This window comes from Rossellomorea sp. ABR4_012, assembly GCF_056159545.1.
Genome location: NZ_JBSWVK010000001.1, coordinates 61,665 through 80,000, shown reverse-complemented (window position 1 = coordinate 80,000; position 18,336 = coordinate 61,665). Strand labels below are relative to the sequence as shown.

Sequence of the window (18,336 nt, the reverse complement as noted above, 5' to 3'; positions counted from 1 at the left end):
TCTAAGGAATATATATGAAACGTTTGACAGTCGAAGTTTTGTTCAGTTTTGATGGTTTAATTACTATCAAAACCTTTCGTCTCTTACGAGACGAAATGAATTTGTTCTTTGAAAACTAGATAAAGATTTATTGATAGTCAAGAAATTACCGAGTATCGCCATTTTAGGTTTTAAACCTTATGTAACAACCAATTCGGTTAAGTTATGAAGGGCGCACGGTGGATGCCTTGGCACTAGGAGCCGATGAAGGACGGGACTAACACCGATATGCTTCGGGGAGCTGTAAGTGAGCTTTGATCCGGAGATTTCCGAATGGGGGAACCCATTGTTCGTAATGGAACAATATCCTTACTTGAATACATAGAGTATGGAAGGCAGACCCAGGGAACTGAAACATCTAAGTACCTGGAGGAAGAGAAAGCAAATGCGATTCCCTGAGTAGCGGCGAGCGAAACGGGATGTAGCCCAAACCAAGAGGCTTGCCTCTTGGGGTTGTAGGACACTCTATACGGAGTTACAAAGGAACGGAGTAGACGAAGAAGTCTGGAAAGGCTCGTCAAAGAAGGTAACAACCCTGTAGTTGAAACTTCGTTCCCTCTTGAGTGGATCCTGAGTACGGCGGGACACGTGAAATCCCGTCGGAAGCTGGGAGGACCATCTCCCAAGGCTAAATACTACCTAGTGACCGATAGTGAACCAGTACCGTGAGGGAAAGGTGAAAAGCACCCCGGAAGGGGAGTGAAAGAGAACCTGAAACCGTGTGCCTACAAGTAGTCAGAGCCCGTTAACGGGTGATGGCGTGCCTTTTGTAGAATGAACCGGCGAGTTACGATCCCATGCAAGGTTAAGTCGATGAGACGGAGCCGCAGCGAAAGCGAGTCTGAATAGGGCGAATGAGTATGTGGTCGTAGACCCGAAACCAGGTGATCTACCCATGTCCAGGATGAAGTCCAGGTAACACTGGATGGAGGTCCGAACCCACGCACGTTGAAAAGTGCGGGGATGAGGTGTGGGTAGCGGAGAAATTCCAATCGAACTTGGAGATAGCTGGTTCTCTCCGAAATAGCTTTAGGGCTAGCCTCATGTGTAAGAGTCTTGGAGGTAGAGCACTGTTTGGACTAGGGGCCCTCATCGGGTTACCGAATTCAGACAAACTCCGAATGCCAAAGACTTATCCATGGGAGTCAGACTGCGAGTGATAAGATCCGTAGTCGAAAGGGAAACAGCCCAGACCACCAGCTAAGGTCCCAAAGTATACGTTAAGTGGAAAAGGATGTGGAGTTGCTTAGACAACCAGGATGTTGGCTTAGAAGCAGCCACCATTTAAAGAGTGCGTAATAGCTCACTGGTCGAGTGACTCTGCGCCGAAAATGTACCGGGGCTAAACGTATCACCGAAGCTGTGGATTGACACCTCTAGGTGTCAGTGGTAGGAGAGCGTTCTAAGGACAGTGAAGTCAGACCGTAAGGACTGGTGGAGTGCTTAGAAGTGAGAATGCCGGTATGAGTAGCGAAAGATGGGTGAGAATCCCATCCACCGAATGCCTAAGGTTTCCTGAGGAAGGCTCGTCCGCTCAGGGTTAGTCGGGACCTAAGTCGAGGCCGATAGGCGTAGACGATGGACAACAGGTTGATATTCCTGTACCACCTCTTTTCCGTTTGAGCAATGGGGGGACGCAGGAGGATAGGGTAAGCGCACTGCTGGATATGTGCGTCTAAGCAGTTAGGCTGATGATGAGGCAAATCCCATCATCGTGAAGGCTGAGCTGTGATAGCGAGCGAATTATAGTAGCGAAGTTCCTGATTCCACACTGCCAAGAAAAGCCTCTAGCGAGGAAAAAGGTGCCCGTACCGCAAACCGACACAGGTAGGCGAGGAGAGAATCCTAAGGTGAGCGAGAGAACTCTCGTTAAGGAACTCGGCAAAATGACCCCGTAACTTCGGGAGAAGGGGTGCTCTTTGAGGTGCATAGCCTCGAAGAGCCGCAGTGAATAGGCCCAGGCGACTGTTTAGCAAAAACACAGGTCTCTGCGAAGCCGTAAGGCGAAGTATAGGGGCTGACGCCTGCCCGGTGCTGGAAGGTTAAGAGGAGTGCTTAGCGCAAGCGAAGGTGCGAATCGAAGCCCCAGTAAACGGCGGCCGTAACTATAACGGTCCTAAGGTAGCGAAATTCCTTGTCGGGTAAGTTCCGACCCGCACGAAAGGCGTAACGATCTGGGCACTGTCTCAACGAGAGACTCGGTGAAATTATAGTACCTGTGAAGATGCAGGTTACCCGCGACAGGACGGAAAGACCCCGTGGAGCTTTACTGTAGCCTGATATTGAATTTTGGTACAGCTTGTACAGGATAGGTAGGAGCCTTGGAAGCCGGAGCGCCAGCTTCGGTGGAGGCGTTGGTGGGATACTACCCTGGCTGTATTGAAATTCTAACCCGCGCCCCTTATCGGGGTGGGAGACAGTGTCAGGTGGGCAGTTTGACTGGGGCGGTCGCCTCCTAAAGAGTAACGGAGGCGCCCAAAGGTTCCCTCAGAATGGTTGGAAATCATTCGCAGAGTGTAAAGGCACAAGGGAGCTTGACTGCGAGACCTACAAGTCGAGCAGGGACGAAAGTCGGGCTTAGTGATCCGGTGGTTCCGCATGGAAGGGCCATCGCTCAACGGATAAAAGCTACCCCGGGGATAACAGGCTTATCTCCCCCAAGAGTCCACATCGACGGGGAGGTTTGGCACCTCGATGTCGGCTCATCGCATCCTGGGGCTGTAGTCGGTCCCAAGGGTTGGGCTGTTCGCCCATTAAAGCGGTACGCGAGCTGGGTTCAGAACGTCGTGAGACAGTTCGGTCCCTATCCGTCGTGGGCGCAGGAAATTTGAGAGGAGCTGTCCTTAGTACGAGAGGACCGGGATGGACGCACCGCTGGTGTACCAGTTGTCTTGCCAAAGGCATCGCTGGGTAGCTATGTGCGGAAGGGATAAGTGCTGAAAGCATCTAAGCATGAAGCCCCCCTCGAGATGAGATTTCCCATCACTTTATGTGAGTAAGATCCCTAGAAGATGACTAGGTAGATAGGTCAGAGGTGGAAGCATGGTGACATGTGGAGCTGACTGATACTAATCGATCGAGGACTTAACCACAAAGAGTCATTTTTAAATGAACACATTGGTCGATACTCGACTTTCTTGACATCAATCCTTTATCTAGTTTTGAAGGAACAAACCCTTCAATTGAATATTCGTCTGGTGATTATGGCGAAGAGGTCACACCCGTTCCCATGCCGAACACGGAAGTTAAGCTCTTCAGCGCCGATGGTAGTTGGGGGCTCTCCCCCTGTGAGAGTAGGACGTCGCCAGGCGGATATGAGATTTTTTTTGCACAATCTAACATCGATAACATATATTGTGGTATACTCTATATATTATCAATCTTATCGTCGCGGGGTGGAGCACGTCCGAATAATCTTCGGAGGATAACCATCAGCGCACCGACTGAGCAGCAGCTTGAATAAGCTTTCTGAAGTCGGGGTGGTCATAACGAATAAAAAATCGTTATCGATCAATTAATATGAATCATTTTTATCGTCGCGGGGTGGAGCAGTTCGGTAGCTCGTCGGGCTCATAACCCGAAGGTCGCAGGTTCAAATCCTGTCCCCGCAATACCATTTTTGCAAAGTGAATCATTCAAAATTTATTCGCAGAAGCGAGTTAATGAAAGATATTTTGCTGACGCAAATGGACAGTTATTTTGCTTACGCAAAAAACTTTGGTCTGGTAGTTCAGTTGGTTAGAATGCCTGCCTGTCACGCAGGAGGTCGCGGGTTCGAGTCCCGTCCAGACCGCCATTACTTTACACGTAAACGAAACTTTTGTTTCGTTTTTTTATTTTGTCTTAAAGAGCTGTGTTCATGAGTGGCGAGGTACAGGTTTCAGGGGCTGCTTAATTAGAATAAGTATTAAAAGATCATAAAATCTTAAATAGGATCATAATTCTGAAAATAGGATCATAAAATTCCAGAGAGGATCATAAATCTTGAAACAGGATCATAAATCTCAAAAAAAGATCATAAATCCTGAAATGGGATCATAAAAAACCTGAGATCCGATCATAACCGTTTTTCTCCCCATAGAAATATCCCCACACTAACAAAAAGTGTCACTCTTTTAACATCACCAACTCATATCCGCATAAAATTCGAATTAAAATAGCGCTTTTCCATCCACATTTTATACGTAATCCACAGAAATCGCAGAAAATGTCCCTTTTTCCTGACTTCCTTACGCCTGCACTTTACTCAAATACCCCAAAAAGGGTAAACTACATATATACATTGTCCCTTAGGTGCTATCCTAAGGGTTTTTTATACTCTACTTAAGTTGAGGAGATAAATATGGATCAGTTTGAAATGATAACGAAGACTCCTGAGGAGACGGGCGCATTTGCTGAGAGATTGGCAAATTACCTTCAGGCTGGAGATGTGGTAACATTAGAGGGTGATTTAGGGGCCGGGAAGACGACATTTACGAAGGGTCTTGCGAAGGGGCTTGGAGTGAAGAAGACGGTGAACAGCCCTACGTTTACGATTATAAAAGAATATAAGGGGCGTCTGCCTTTTTATCATATGGATGTGTATCGCTTGGATGATTCCTTCGAAGACTTGGGATTTGATGAGTATTTTGAAGGTGAGGGAGTGACAGTTGTCGAGTGGGCCCACTTGATAGAGGACCAGCTTCCAAATGAATTATTGAGCCTGTCGATTTACAGAGAAGGCGATACGACCCGGAGGATTGTGCTAAAGCCTTACGGGGAAAGGTATAATGAGTTATGTAAGGAGATTGTTTCATGAAAATATTATCGATTGATACCTCCAATTATCCGCTCGGGATTGCGTTAATTGAAGAGGGGAAAGTGATTGGTGAATATATCACATATCTTAAAAAGAATCATTCTGTACGGGCGATGCCGGCAATTGAGCAGCTTCTGAAAGACTGTGAGGTCGATGCGAAAGAGTTGACCAAGATTGTGGTGGCCAATGGTCCTGGTTCCTATACAGGTGTCCGCATCGGCGTGACGCTGGCTAAGACGCTCGCATGGTCGTTGAATATTCCCCTTATCCCCGTATCGAGCTTGGCGGTACTTGCTGCATCGGGGAGGAATTTTAACGGTTATATCGCTCCGATATTCGATGCGAGAAGGGGCCAGGTGTATACGGGATTGTATAAGTTTGATGGTGACCGTATTATTCAGGTGGAAGAGGACCGGAATATTTTACTGACAGACTGGGCGAATAAGCTTAAAGAGTATGACGGTGAAGTATTATTTATCGGAAATGATGTAAGCATTCATCAGGAAACGATAAAAGAAGTGCTGGGAGATCAGGCAAGGGTTGCTCCTTTTGTTAGTAACAATCCCAGACCATCCGAGCTTGCTTTCATAGGGAAGGACTTACAATATAATAAGGCTCATGAAGTCGTACCTAATTATATTCGCTTGGCCGAGGCGGAAGTGAAGTGGTTAGAGTCTCAAAAAAACTCTTAAATGAGAAGAAGGATCGTTTGAAATATGGAAATTCGGTTTATGACGGTTGATGATTTGGATGCTGTGATGGAGATTGAACATCGTTCGTTCAGTATTCCCTGGAGCCGGGAGGCCTTTTACAACGAAATTGAACAGAATCACTTGTCTACTTATCTCGTTGTGGAAGACGGAGAGCGAGTGGCTGGTTATTGCGGTGTGTGGCTTGTGGTCGATGAAGCGCATATCACCAATGTGGCAGTGCTTCCTGATTACAGGGGGCAGGGTCTCGGTGAAGCCCTTATGCTGAAAATCATGGAGATTTCAAAAAAGGTGGGTGCTCGTGTGATGACACTCGAAGTCAGGGTGAGCAATAAGGCTGCGCAGGGCTTATATAGAAAGATGGGTTTTCAGGACGGCGGAATAAGGAAACGGTATTATTCAGATAATCAAGAAGATGCTTTAGTGATGTGGGTGAATTTATGATAAAAGATACGTATGTGTTAGGAATAGAAACCAGTTGTGATGAAACAGCAGTGGCCATCATTAAAAATGGTACGGAGATTGTGACGAATATTGTTTCTTCTCAAATTGAAAGTCATAAGCGTTTTGGCGGTGTGGTCCCGGAAATTGCTTCTCGTCACCACGTAGAGCAAGTGACATTTGTTTTGGAAGAGGCATTGGAACAGGCAGACATGACAATGGAAGAGATCGATTGTATTGCGGTGACGGAAGGTCCGGGGTTAGTGGGCGCGCTTCTAATCGGTGTAAATGCTGCGAAGGCTCTTGCGTTTGCTCATAATAAACCTTTAGTAGGCGTTCATCATATTGCCGGCCATATCTATGCGAATCGTCTGGTAAAAGAAATGAAGTTTCCTTTGCTGTCATTGGTTGTTTCAGGCGGCCACACGGAGCTTGTTCTGATGAAGGAGCATGGTTCCTTTGAGGTCATTGGGGAAACACGGGATGATGCTGCAGGTGAAGCATATGATAAGGTAGCGAGAACGTTGAATCTTCCTTATCCGGGAGGTCCTCATATCGATCGGCTGGCTCATGAAGGTGAGCCGACGCTGGACCTTCCAAGGGCCTGGCTCGAGGAAGGTTCATATGATTTCAGCTTCAGCGGTTTGAAATCAGCAGTTATCAACACGCTCCACAATGCAAAGCAAAAAGGCAAAACGATTTATCCACAAGATCTTGCCGCAAGCTTTCAGGCGAGTGTAATCGATGTGTTAGTAACTAAAACGGTAAGAGCAGTTAAAGAATATCATGTGGAACAATTGTTATTAGCCGGGGGAGTGGCCGCCAATAAAGGCTTGCGTGCTGCTTTGGAAGAAGCGTTCAAGGAATTGGAGACAGAACTGATCATCCCTCCATTGTCCCTTTGTACAGATAATGCAGCGATGATTGCTGCTGCAGGAACGATTTTGTTTGAACAGGGTAAAAGAGGAGACATGGCCATGAATGCTCATCCCGGATTGGATATTGAGAATTTTTAATGAGTAAAAGCTTCGAAAAGGGTTAAGTTTTAACCTTTTCGAAGCTTTTTTAGTAGTAGAACATATGTTTTATCAACAGTCTGTGGATAAGTTGTTAATAACTATTGAATAGATGTGAACACCCTGTGAAAAAAGTATGGGTAATTCAGTGGTGCAATGTGCATAACTGTGAGTTAATCTGTGGATAATGTGGAAAACTCTTGTGAATAACGTTTAATCAACATTTGGACTGTGGATATTGATGTGGAATAAGAAAGGTTTGGATAACGGGGTGTCATCCAAACCTGTGGATTACTGTTCTTCTTGGAGAAGTTCCTCTAATTCTGTCCATTCTTCCAACAGTTTATCGAGTTCTTCTTTGGAAGTATTGAGTTTGTCATTGATCTCTTGGACCTTTTCATGATCCTGGAAGATGTCAGGATCACAAAGCAGTTCTTCCTGTTCTTCGATGACAGCCTCAAGAGCTTCCATTTGAGCTTCAATTTCTTCCACTCTTCTTTTACGCTGGCGCTCAAGCTTTTTCGCTTCTTTATCAATCTTATGGTTTTGTTTCTGCGGAGTGGCCGAGCCGGATGCAGGCTGTCCTTTTTCTGTCTGCTCCAGGGCGGCCAGTTCTTCTTGCTGCCGCAGCTTTTCCATATAATAATTATAGTCTCCAAGATATTCAGTTGAACCATTTTTAGATAGTTCAAGCACTTTGGTTGCGATTCTGTTGATAAAATAACGATCGTGGGACACAAACAAAATGGTGCCTGGATAATCGATGAGTGCATTTTCGAGCACTTCTTTGCTGTCTAGATCCAAGTGATTCGTCGGCTCATCAAGAATGAGGACATTCCCTTTTTCCATCATCAGTTTTGAAAGGGCGAGCCTCGCTTTCTCGCCTCCACTTAAAGTGGAAACCGGCTTCAGCACGTCTTCTCCTGAGAAGAGGAAGTTGCCGAGGACGGTCCGGATTTCCTTCTCGTTTTTCATCGGGTATTCATCCCATAGTTCATTGAGGACGGTTTTGTTTGATGAAAGCTCGGCCTGCTCCTGATCATAGTAGCTGATAGATACATTCGAACCAAACTTAAAATCGCCGGATAAAGGCTTAAGCTTATCCACAAGCGTCTTAAGCAAGGTTGATTTTCCGATACCATTCGGACCGACGAGTGCAATGCTGTCACCTTTTTTTACGGAAAAATCGATATGGCTGGAGATTTTTTCATCCTTTTCATAACCGATTGAAAGGTCGTTTACTTTCAGCACATCATTTCCGCTTTGTCGATCGATCTGGAATGCGAAGGTGGCGGATTTCTCATCGCCGAGCGGCCTGTCCATCAGTTCCATGCGCTCCAGTTTTTTTCGGCGGCTCTGCGCCATTTTTGTCGTGGAGGCACGGGCGATGTTCCGCTGAATGAAGTCTTCAAGCTTTGCAACTTCCTGCTGCTGGCGTTCATAGAGTTTTACATCTTTCTCATAGTCTTCTGCTTTTTGCTGAAGGTATTTACTGTAGTTCCCTATGAATTTCTTGCTCCGTTTACGGGAGATTTCATACACTTGATTGACGACGCTGTCCAAGAAATAACGGTCATGGGAAACGATCAGTACGGCGCCTTCATAGCTTTGCAGGTATGTTTCAAGCCAGGATAGGGTCTCGATATCAAGGTGGTTGGTCGGCTCATCAAGGATTAGAATATCTGGCTTCGTCAAGAGGAGCTTACCCAGTGCCAGGCGGGTTTTCTGACCGCCGCTTAACGTGGAGATTTTCGTCTCATAGTCAAAATCAGCGAAGTTCAGCCCGTGTAGAACGGACCGGATGTCTGCTTCGTATTGGTAGCCTCCGGATTCTTTGAAGCTTACCTGAAGTTGATCGTATTCTTTTAAAACACGCTGATAGATATCCTCATTTTCGTAGACAGACGGGTCGGCCATCTGTTTTTCGAGAACACGCAGCTGCTTTTCCTGTGCCTGGAGTCCTTCAAAAACGGTCAGCATTTCTGCCCAGATGGATAAATCGGATTCCAGTCCGGTGTTTTGGGCCAGGTAGCCGATCGATACGCCTTTAGGCTTTGTGATTTCCCCGGCATCATGCGATAACTGGCCGGCGATTATTTTTAAAAGAGTAGATTTTCCCGCGCCGTTGCGGCCAACGAGTGCGACTCTGTCTCTTGTCTGTATTTCGAGTTTGATGTTCGATAATATATTATCTGCACCAAAGTTTTTGCTAAGTTGATTCACTTGTAGTAGAATCATGACGTTTCACCTCTATTTCATAGTGCTAGTGTACCGTATTTGAGAGGAAAACGGCAATGATACATGTCTATGAATGACTATTAATCTTCACACATATAGGATAGAATATAGTGTATGATGGGTATGAGACGAGAAAAAAATGTTATCTGTTATTTTTGGAAGCGTTCACAGGTTCGTTGGTGACCAAAGTAACGGGCTTTGAATAGATGTGGGGGAATGCAATATGAATCAGGATACAACGAAAATTCCACAGGCAACGGCTAAGCGGCTGCCGCTTTATTACCGTTTTATCAAGAATTTATACTCATCTGGCAAGCAGAGGGTGTCATCGAAGGAATTAAGTGAAGCAGTGAAGGTTGATTCGGCCACGATCCGCAGGGACTTTTCATATTTCGGTGCACTAGGGAAAAAGGGTTATGGTTATAATGTTAACTATCTTCTCTCTTTTTTCAGAAAGACGCTGGATCAGGATGCATTGACTAAGGTAGTGCTGATTGGTGTCGGAAATCTGGGAACTGCCTTTCTTAATTATAATTTTATAAAAAACAATAATACGAAGATTGAAATGGCATTCGAAGTGGATGAGTCAAAAGTGGGTACTCAGGTCGGCGATGTACCGGTATTTCACCTGGATGACCTGGAGGAAAAGCTTGAGGATCAGAATATTGAAGTGGCAATCCTGACGGTGCCGGCTTCTTCTGCTCAAAACATCACAGACAGATTGGTCTCTTCTAAGATCAAGGGAATCCTCAACTTTACGCCTGCGAGGCTGACGGTACCTGATCATATCCGGGTCCATCATATTGATTTGGCAGTAGAATTGCAATCACTGGTTTACTTTTTAAAGCATTACTCGGAAGATGACACGGAAATGTCACAAGATGGAATTATAACGGAATAGAAAATTCTGTTGCTTTACGTTATGATAGAAGAGTACAAGAGGAGGTGTCTCATTATGCCAGTAGGTCCAGGTAGCCTCATAATCATTTTAATTGTCGCTTTACTAGTTTTCGGCCCAAAGAAATTGCCTGAATTAGGGAAAGCTTTCGGTAATACATTACGTGAGTTTAAAAACGCAACAAAAGGCTTAGCAGATGACGACGACGATAAAAACAAAAGTGCTAAGTAGAGTAGGATGAATGCCATGAGTCAAAGTCAAAAAGACATGACAATGTATGAACATATAGGAGAATTGCAAAAACGACTCATGATTGTAGTCGTTTTCTTCTTGTTAGCGTTTGTAGCAAGCTTCTTTCTCGCCGAACCGCTGATTCGTTATCTGCAGCATGCAGACGAAGCCAAAGAGCTGACGATGAATGCATTTCGTCTGACAGACCCGCTTAAGATCTATATGGAAATGATGGTATTCATTTCGCTGATCCTCACTGCACCGCTCATTTTATTTCAGGTCTGGTCATTTATAAGCCCAGGCTTATATGAAACGGAGCGTAAAGTGACCCTTAGCTATATTCCTATCTCACTGTTGTTATTTCTAGGCGGACTATCTTTTGCTTACTTCATTCTATTTCCATATGTCGTGGAATTCATGATGACGTTGTCTGATAGTCTTGAAATTCAACAAGTCATAGGGATAAATGAATACTTTCATTTCTTGTTTCAACTAACTATTCCATTCGGTCTATTATTCCAGCTGCCTGTCGCGATGTTGTTCTTAACGAGATTGGGAATCATCACCCCGATGATGATGGCAAAAGTACGTAAGGTTGCTTACTTTATTTTGCTGGTCATCGCAGCCTTCATCACTCCACCGGACATCGTTTCACACTTGATGGTGACCGTACCTTTATTCATCCTCTACGAAATCAGTATCTGGATTTCGAAGATCGGCTATAAAAAGGTGCTCGAAGCGGAACAGAAGCTTGAGATGGAACAATATGAAGAAGATATAAATAAGGATTGATCCCTGTGGGACCAATCCTTATTTTTTATTATTGAGTTGTTTCCTGATTTTGAAATGAATCATGATCATTCTGAGCCCCGATCCGAAATCAAGGGTGGCCAGAAAAACGAGCATATAAGTGAAAAATCCCCAACCATCATCTCTTACATTCTGGATTGCAAAGTATGTGAAAAGTATTCCGAGCAGGAGATAGATCACTCCGGAGAAAAGCGGTGATCTTCTCATAAAAATAATCCTCCAATAAATCCTTGAATTTGTTCAGCTTCTTTCATGATCTTTTGAATTTCGTCCTTATAGATAGATTGTATTAGAACGACAGATGTATTCATCGCCACATGAGCAAAAATTGGCACGAGTATTCTCTTCGTTTTTACATATAGAAAAGCGAATGTAAAGCCCATTGCCGAATACAGGATCACATGCTCCGGTTCAAAGTGGGCAAGGGCGAAAATGATGGAACTTACCAGCGCCGCAAAGAAGAAATTCATCTTTTCATAAAGGACACCGAAGATGATCTTCCTGAATACGATTTCTTCCAGGATAGGTCCGATCACAGCTGCGACGAGCATCGTCAATGGAACCTTCTCGATGATCCCGATGATCATCTGTGTATTTTCAGAGCCCATTTCGATTCCCAGTGCATATTCAATCTGGATCGCAATCGACTGTGCAAAGAACGCGATGAATATCCCTGCAACCGCCCAGCCGATGGAGCTTCCGGCATTGAGGGGGGCACTTCGTTCAAGATTCGTGCTTGTTTCGCTTTTTCTGAGAATGGCCCACACTACGATTAGTGTCAGCGTAAAGCTGATCATGAGCCAATATCCCGGAACAAGCTGTTTCACTTGATCTGCAGGCTCACCAAGTACATCAGTCCCGATTTTATAAAGAAGCGGAACTCCGATAATACTCGATAGCTGCATCACAATATACGCGATCAATATATATCCAAAATGTTTTTTCAACGTTTCGTCTCCTTTAACCGTCATCTTGTTCAATTCTACTAAGAAATCGGGGAGTGTTCAAATAGAAGGGGTGTTGTCATATTTATTTCACATTTTCGAACGATGATACGTCATTTCTATTTTAAAACCATACCTTGACTCTACGCGGAAAGTGAGCGCATGCAGTCGAAATCAACGGGCCACAATTAGAGCAGAATCAGGAATACAAAGACAAACCCGGACATAGGATAGAGAGGTGTGAAAAAAGGAGGAAAATGACGAAAAAAATTTTAAGCAGGACTCTTGCAAAATGAAAACGAATTAATTATTATAATAATTGTGTTAGCACTCACAGTGAACGAGTGCTAATAAAAAACTATTTACATAATTTCAAGGAGGTTGTTTCACTTGTTAAAACCACTAGGTGATCGCGTCGTTATCGAGCTAGTCGAATCAGAAGAAAAAACAGCAAGCGGTATCGTTCTTCCGGATTCCGCAAAGGAAAAGCCGCAGGAAGGTAAAGTTGTTGCTGTAGGTACAGGTCGCGTTCTTGACAGCGGTGAGCGCGTTGCTCTTGAGGTGTCTGTCGGCGATCGAATCATCTTCAGTAAATATGCTGGTACAGAAGTGAAATACCAAGGCACAGAATATCTGATCCTTCGTGACAGTGACATTCTGGCTGTTGTTGGCGAATAATTAAATAATCGATAATAAAACATTACTTTAAACAATAAGAGGAGGACTTTGAATATGGCTAAGGATATTAAATTTAGCGAAGAAGCACGCCGTTCCATGCTTCGCGGGGTAGATCAATTAGCAAATGCAGTAAAAGTAACTCTTGGACCAAAAGGACGCAACGTGGTACTTGAGAAGAAATACGGTTCACCGCTTATCACGAATGACGGTGTAACGATTGCGAAAGAAATCGAACTTGAAGATGCATTCGAAAACATGGGTGCTAAACTTGTTGCTGAAGTAGCAAGCAAAACAAACGAAATTGCCGGTGACGGTACAACAACTGCAACGGTTCTTGCGCAGGCGATGATCCGTGAAGGTCTTAAAAACGTAACAGCTGGTGCTAACCCAGTCGGCGTACGTAAAGGGATCGAAAAAGCGGTTCAAACTGCAGTTGAAGAATTAAAAGCTATTTCCAAGCCAATCGAAGGCAAAGATTCAATCGCTCAGGTTGCTGCGATTTCAGCTGCTGACGAAGAAGTCGGCCAACTGATCGCAGAAGCAATGGAGCGCGTTGGAAACGATGGTGTCATCACAATCGAAGAATCCAAAGGTTTCACAACTGAGCTTGATGTAGTGGAAGGAATGCAGTTCGACCGCGGATATGCTTCTCCATACATGGTAACAGATTCTGACAAGATGGAAGCGGTTCTTGAGAATCCATACATCTTGATCACTGATAAGAAAATCGGCAACATCCAGGAAGTACTTCCTGTTCTTGAGCAAGTGGTACAACAAGGCAAGCCATTGTTGATCGTTGCTGAGGATGTTGAAGGTGAAGCACTTGCAACATTAGTAGTAAACAAACTTCGCGGAACATTCAATGCTGTGGCTGTTAAAGCTCCTGGATTCGGTGACCGTCGTAAAGCAATGCTTGAAGACCTTGCCATCCTTACTGGCGGTGAAGTGATCACTGAAGATTTAGGATTAGACCTTAAATCTGCAAACGTGACTCAATTAGGCCGCGCAGCGAAAGTTGTTGTAACAAAAGAAAACACAACAGTTGTAGAAGGTTCTGGAGATCCAGAAAAGATTGCTGGGCGTGTGAACCAAATCCGTGCTCAATACGAAGAGTCTACTTCTGAATTCGATAAAGAAAAATTACAAGAGCGCCTTGCTAAGCTTGCAGGCGGTGTAGCAGTCGTTAAGGTTGGTGCTGCAACTGAAACTGAGCTTAAAGAGCGTAAACTTCGCATCGAAGACGCATTGAACTCTACTCGTGCAGCAGTAGAAGAAGGTATCGTTTCCGGTGGTGGTACTGCCCTTGTGAACGTATACAACAAAGTCGCTTCAATCGAAGCGGATGCGGATGTAGCAACTGGTATCAACATCGTGCTTCGCGCACTTGAAGAGCCAATCCGTCAAATCGCTCACAACGCAGGACTCGAAGGTTCTATCATCGTAGAACGCCTGAAGAAAGAAGAAGTGGGCGTTGGTTTCAACGCAGCAACTGGCGAATGGGTGAACATGATCGAAAAAGGTATCGTTGACCCAACGAAGGTTACTCGTTCTGCACTTCAAAACGCAGCATCTGTTGCAGCAATGTTCTTGACTACTGAAGCAGTAGTGGCAGACATTCCTGAAGAAAATGCTGGCGGCGGCATGCCTGATATGAGCGGCATGGGCGGAATGGGCGGCATGATGTAATAACGCCCCCTCAACCCTTGATATAAAAGGATTTGTTGGTAAGGTGAGAGGCGGTATGCTAACATTTTGCTAACAATGAGGATATTAACGGAGGCTTCTCATGAGTTCGCTAAACTTTTGGGAAGCTTCTTTTTCATTTCTTGGGTTACTTGGAGGTACACATTTTTTGTAATTTGATCATCTTTATGACCCAGTCGATCCATGATTTGTTCAAACGAAACACCGGCTTCTGCTAAAAGAGACGTATGCGTATGTCTCAAAGAGAATGGTGCAAATGTTGGGTTAGGCAGGGAGAACATCGATTTTGATAAGGAAACCTTAACTTTCAATAAGAATGCTATCTTACTAGTTAATGCGGGGGCATCCCTCAACTTGATAAAGAATCGCTTGCGACATAGTAGAATTGAAACAACCCAAAACTTATTATATAAATAAATTCCCCAAATGCTGCACTAATAAAAGGGTGCATAACCATCCTAAAAAGGAGTTCAACCAAATGTTGAGCTCCTTTTTTAGTAGAAAGCCAAATTATTTAACTTTTTATCATTGGTGCGTATTTTGTTTATTTCGATTAAAATAAATTTCACTGGAGTGTTGACAGGAAGATAATTTGGTGTTTTAATGTAAATATAATAAAAACGCACCAATGAATTCAATAATAAAAAATAACAGGGATGTAATCGCGTCAATGGATAATTGCAAGTATTGGAGGGTGGTATGTCGGTATGGTCATGTAGGTAAGAAGAAAGAGGTTAGTGTTCCTCGCTACCTTCAAACGGATAACAATTGTGTATTAATGGATGTACTGGAAATTGTGTCAGAAATGCCTGGTGTAAAAAAGAACAATACTATCTTATATAGTGTTGCCAATGCCAAGGCAATAAATAAGAAGGAATATGAAAGTGGCAAAGAGGCAGAAAAAGAAAACTTCTACTTGCAGAAGTTGATGAGATTTCATGAAAAGACAGAAGCGATAATTGCTTAATTAAAAAAGGAGTGAGATAAAGTGGGATTATCACTGGAGAAAAAGTTGTTAAACCAAACTGAGAAAGAGTTAAAACAAAAAGGATTACCTATCATTAAAAAGGGTGTAAAAATAGGTCGGAGTGGTCCTGACTTGGTTGGTTATACACTAAATGATGAAGGTAATGAAGAGGTTCAAGTTGTTGTTGAAATAAAGGGAAAACCAAATCCAAGTGTCCAACAACAATTAATGAAATATGTTCAAGGAATAAAAGCACCTTATGCGTTATTAGTATTTCCTGATAATCAGTACTGGTTTGATGGAAATACATTTTTACCAACTGATGAGCCGGTATTCGAAAGTAAGCATTTATATCTCACAAAGATTGATTTGATCGAAAAAACTGCCTGGGACGCATTAGAGGGAATTAGAGGATATCTTCCAAGTGAGCAGTATGGGAAAGTTATGGCCCATACATTATTAGTAAGAACTTATTTAAGTGAACATGGTGATCTCGATAAGTGGGTGAAAATTGAAGAATTTCAACAGTTTAAAGAATTGCTGTTTGAAGCATCAAAATTCTATGAGGTTGATATCCAACAAGTTAACTATGAACTTCAGTCAGAGCAGCTCATGACCTTTTTAAACAAAATCAGTGTACTACCACCGGTCCATTCTGCATTAAGACATATAATAATGAAATGTTTAGAGGTTAACAAACCAATCATAGGTCAGTTCAATGCTCCACCACATTTACGTGAATTGTATGTCGGATTAGTGCAGCAATTAGATTTTAAAAAGGATAGTGTTGTTGATTTAGCCTCTGGATACGGCTCAATTGCTTGTGATGTAATTGAAGCCAATAACATCAAAAAACTAATTGGTTTTGAAGTCTATCAAGATACTTGTATCATTTCAAAAATAATGGTTATTGTAAGCGGACTAAATGCATTTGAAGTGAATTGTAAAGATTCAATACGAGAGAATGAGATGTTACAAGCTAATACCTTTTCTCTCACTTTGCTGGATCCACCATTAGGCTTAAAATATAACCTGCCTGAAGAGTTTCACAACGATTACAGACTAGCACAAAAAAGAGTTGATGCTTCTGATTTATTCATTGAAAAGGCTATAGCCGTTACGCAACCAGGTGGGTACATTGTGATGTTGGTTCCTGAAAGTGTTTTATTTAGTGAGAAGTTCAGTATTACAAGAGATTTCATAAAAGAAAAAAGTATTATAGAGACTATAGTAAGTTTACCTACGCACACCTTAAAGCCATACGCTAGTGTGAAGGTAAGTGTACTAGTCTTACGTAAGAAAACAGAAGCTAATGAGTCAGCTGACGAAATATTCCTGGCAAGAGCAGATAGCGTTGAAGATTTTAAAGAAATTGTTGAAGGATTTTCAAAATGGAAAAAAGGGGGACTGCCATGTGGCTGAGATCAGTACACTCCCATATAACATTATTAATAATGATGAATGGGTTGTAACTTCATTATTATCAAAGCAGAATTTAGCAACTATAAAAGGTACGCCATTAAATGAAGTTGTAGATTTCAATCCTGACAGATTAAATCAAGAGCAAATCAAAAGTGATTGCGAATACAGCTATATAGATTCAAGTTGTATTACAGAAGAAGGAATACTTTTGTCAGCAAAAAAAACACAAGGAGAAGAACTACCGGCTAGAGCAAGGTTGATAGTCAAACAAGGGGATATTCTTATTTCAACAGTTCGACCCGAGCGGAATTTAGTTGCGATTGTTACTGAAGAATTTGAAGGATGTGTTGTGAACACAACTTTTGCAGTATTAAGACCCAAAAGAATATTAGCTGAAGTCCTTTACTTTGTATTAAGGAGTAATTCTTTAAATAAACAAATTACAGCTTTGTCAAAAGGGATGACAGTTCCAACGGTTAAGTTAATGGACTTAAAAGATTTAGAAGCTCCTGATAACTGTTTTAATGATGAAATTGAAAACAAAGCCAAAGAATATTTCTCTCTTTGGTTAGAGCGAAACAATAACACCAAATCAACTGAACAGGTTGTAGAAGAAGTATTTACTAAAAATGATGTTCTAATTAAAGAAGAAGAATTGGTAAAACAGTCTTTACTATATCAACCTTATCTATATAAAAAATTGAAAGATAGGCTTGATGTTGGCTTTTATATGGATAACAAGAGTCAAGATTGGTCAGTAGAAACAAAATCTTTAGAAGATATCACCATCGAATTTAGATCCGGTACAGCCATTCCATCTAAGGAATATAAAACTGAAGGGGTACCATATGTTCGTATTAAAGACCTTAAACAAAACTTCATCTCTGAAGAAGAACTGGTCTATATTGATGAGAGATTTAAGGAGAAAAGTTTAAAGAGTACAATTTCAAAAAATGAGGTGCTTATCTCCAGGGTGGGTACTATTGGTAAAGCTGCATTAGTAAATGAAAAATATGAAGGTGCAGTGGCCAATCAGCATCTTACTATTGTAAAGCCAGATATTAATCAAATTCTACCAGAGTTTTTGGTTTTTTATTTTAATACAAAATGGGCCGCGATGTATTTTGAAAGCCGGTCAGGAGGAGCTGCCCAGCAATTTATCAAGGTTGGAGCAATCAAAACAATTAAAGTACCTGTACCGACGATCCAATTACAACAAAAGATAATCGATGAAATTAACAAAGAACTAAAATTAATGGATCTCACAGCTGTCAAAAAGCAGATTGAGGAATTTACGAATTTATTATTTGACTGAGGTAATTGCTTTGTGCAACCAATTAGTTAATATCAAAATTTCACATATTAAGTTGGTTGAATTTCAATTTGAACTAATTTAATGGTGGGGTTAAGAGTTGTAAATGAATTTTTACCCCCACTTAC

The 18,336-nt window shown here is 42.7% G+C and carries 15 protein-coding genes, 2 tRNA genes, 3 rRNA genes and 1 pseudogene (1 of these 21 cut by a window edge); 17 read left to right on the top strand and 4 right to left on the bottom strand.

Translation table 11 applies throughout. The features are described from left to right. The 9 genes from ACXAFV_RS00335 to tsaD form a co-directional block, all read left to right on the top strand. A 16S ribosomal RNA gene (locus tag ACXAFV_RS00335) occupies position 1 on the top strand; it begins 1,551 nt to the left of the window's first position. Positions 2 to 195: 194 nt separating this feature from the next. Continuing rightward, positions 196 to 3,131, top strand: a 23S ribosomal RNA gene (locus ACXAFV_RS00330). Between the two features lie 101 nt (positions 3,132 to 3,232). Continuing rightward, positions 3,233 to 3,349 (top strand): 5S ribosomal RNA (gene rrf / locus ACXAFV_RS00325). Together the 16S, 23S and 5S rRNA genes with 2 tRNA genes alongside form the textbook arrangement of a ribosomal RNA operon. A gap of 227 nt (positions 3,350 to 3,576) precedes the next feature. Beyond that, positions 3,577 to 3,650 (top strand) — tRNA-Met (locus ACXAFV_RS00320). 108 nt (positions 3,651 to 3,758) lie between these two features. Then, positions 3,759 to 3,835 (top strand) — tRNA-Asp (locus ACXAFV_RS00315). 546 nt (positions 3,836 to 4,381) lie between these two features. After that, positions 4,382 to 4,837 (top strand): tRNA (adenosine(37)-N6)-threonylcarbamoyltransferase complex ATPase subunit type 1 TsaE, encoded by a 456-nt coding sequence (gene tsaE / locus ACXAFV_RS00310; protein ID WP_475123779.1) that lies wholly within the window; start codon positions 4,382 to 4,384, stop codon positions 4,835 to 4,837. Next, the gene (gene tsaB / locus ACXAFV_RS00305) at positions 4,834 to 5,529 is read left to right on the top strand and encodes a tRNA (adenosine(37)-N6)-threonylcarbamoyltransferase complex dimerization subunit type 1 TsaB (RefSeq protein WP_475123778.1); all 696 of its coding nucleotides are present in this window, start codon (positions 4,834 to 4,836) and stop codon (positions 5,527 to 5,529) included. Before tsaE ends, tsaB begins: the two co-directional genes overlap by 4 nt. A 24-nt stretch (positions 5,530 to 5,553) precedes the next feature. Continuing rightward, positions 5,554 to 5,991 (top strand): ribosomal protein S18-alanine N-acetyltransferase, encoded by a 438-nt coding sequence (gene rimI, locus ACXAFV_RS00300; RefSeq protein ID WP_475123777.1) that lies wholly within the window; start codon positions 5,554 to 5,556, stop codon positions 5,989 to 5,991. Further along, the gene (gene tsaD / locus ACXAFV_RS00295) at positions 5,988 to 7,004 is read left to right on the top strand and encodes a tRNA (adenosine(37)-N6)-threonylcarbamoyltransferase complex transferase subunit TsaD (protein WP_475123776.1); all 1,017 of its coding nucleotides are present in this window, start codon (positions 5,988 to 5,990) and stop codon (positions 7,002 to 7,004) included. The genes rimI and tsaD overlap by 4 nt, the downstream gene beginning before the upstream one ends. A 291-nt stretch (positions 7,005 to 7,295) precedes the next feature. Here tsaD and ACXAFV_RS00290 read toward each other — a convergent pair whose 3' ends face one another. Next, entirely contained in the window at positions 7,296 to 9,242 is a 1,947-nt protein-coding gene (locus tag ACXAFV_RS00290; protein WP_475123775.1) for an ABC-F family ATP-binding cassette domain-containing protein, read from the bottom strand. 223 nt (positions 9,243 to 9,465) lie between these two features. Here ACXAFV_RS00290 and ACXAFV_RS00285 point away from each other — a divergent pair, with 223 nt between their 5' ends. The 3 genes from ACXAFV_RS00285 to tatC are packed head-to-tail and all read left to right on the top strand — an operon-like array spanning position 9,466 to position 11,163. Beyond that, on the top strand, positions 9,466 to 10,143 hold the full coding sequence (locus ACXAFV_RS00285; protein WP_175986500.1) for a redox-sensing transcriptional repressor Rex: 678 nt from the start codon (positions 9,466 to 9,468) through the stop codon (positions 10,141 to 10,143). 54 nt (positions 10,144 to 10,197) lie between these two features. Further along, complete coding sequence (locus tag ACXAFV_RS00280) at positions 10,198 to 10,371, top strand: twin-arginine translocase TatA/TatE family subunit (RefSeq protein WP_175986501.1); 174 nt, start codon at positions 10,198 to 10,200, stop codon at positions 10,369 to 10,371. A gap of 15 nt (positions 10,372 to 10,386) precedes the next feature. Next, positions 10,387 to 11,163 (top strand): twin-arginine translocase subunit TatC, encoded by a 777-nt coding sequence (gene tatC / locus ACXAFV_RS00275; protein WP_475123774.1) that lies wholly within the window; start codon positions 10,387 to 10,389, stop codon positions 11,161 to 11,163. 18 nt (positions 11,164 to 11,181) lie between these two features. Here the strand turns inward: tatC and ACXAFV_RS00270 are convergent, their stop codons facing one another. Next, positions 11,182 to 11,388: a YdiK family protein gene (locus ACXAFV_RS00270; RefSeq protein ID WP_475123773.1), complete on the bottom strand. Its 207-nt coding sequence runs from the start codon at positions 11,386 to 11,388 to the stop codon at positions 11,182 to 11,184. After that, entirely contained in the window at positions 11,385 to 12,128 is a 744-nt protein-coding gene (locus ACXAFV_RS00265) for a lysostaphin resistance A-like protein (protein ID WP_475123772.1), read from the bottom strand. Before ACXAFV_RS00265 ends, ACXAFV_RS00270 begins: the two co-directional genes overlap by 4 nt. A 387-nt stretch (positions 12,129 to 12,515) precedes the next feature. Between ACXAFV_RS00265 and groES the strand changes: the two genes are divergently transcribed. After that, on the top strand, positions 12,516 to 12,803 hold the full coding sequence (gene groES / locus ACXAFV_RS00260; protein WP_032085422.1) for a co-chaperone GroES: 288 nt from the start codon (positions 12,516 to 12,518) through the stop codon (positions 12,801 to 12,803). A gap of 54 nt (positions 12,804 to 12,857) precedes the next feature. Further along, entirely contained in the window at positions 12,858 to 14,489 is a 1,632-nt protein-coding gene (gene groL, locus ACXAFV_RS00255) for a chaperonin GroEL (protein WP_475123771.1), read from the top strand. A gap of 84 nt (positions 14,490 to 14,573) precedes the next feature. Here the strand turns inward: groL and ACXAFV_RS00250 are convergent. After that, positions 14,574 to 14,773, bottom strand: a pseudogene (locus tag ACXAFV_RS00250) (tyrosine-type recombinase/integrase); the annotation flags it as partial. A 404-nt stretch (positions 14,774 to 15,177) separates the two neighbouring features. Here ACXAFV_RS00250 and ACXAFV_RS00245 point away from each other — a divergent pair. Genes ACXAFV_RS00245 through ACXAFV_RS00235 form a run of 3 tightly spaced genes read left to right on the top strand, consistent with a single transcriptional unit; the run spans position 15,178 to position 18,211 of the window. After that, complete coding sequence (locus ACXAFV_RS00245) at positions 15,178 to 15,474, top strand: hypothetical protein (RefSeq protein WP_475123770.1); 297 nt, start codon at positions 15,178 to 15,180, stop codon at positions 15,472 to 15,474. 21 nt (positions 15,475 to 15,495) lie between these two features. Then, positions 15,496 to 16,896 (top strand): HsdM family class I SAM-dependent methyltransferase, encoded by a 1,401-nt coding sequence (locus ACXAFV_RS00240; protein WP_475123769.1) that lies wholly within the window; start codon positions 15,496 to 15,498, stop codon positions 16,894 to 16,896. Further along, entirely contained in the window at positions 16,889 to 18,211 is a 1,323-nt protein-coding gene (locus ACXAFV_RS00235) for a restriction endonuclease subunit S (RefSeq protein ID WP_475123768.1), read from the top strand. Before ACXAFV_RS00240 ends, ACXAFV_RS00235 begins: the two co-directional genes overlap by 8 nt. Positions 18,212 to 18,336: the final 125 nt, after the last annotated feature.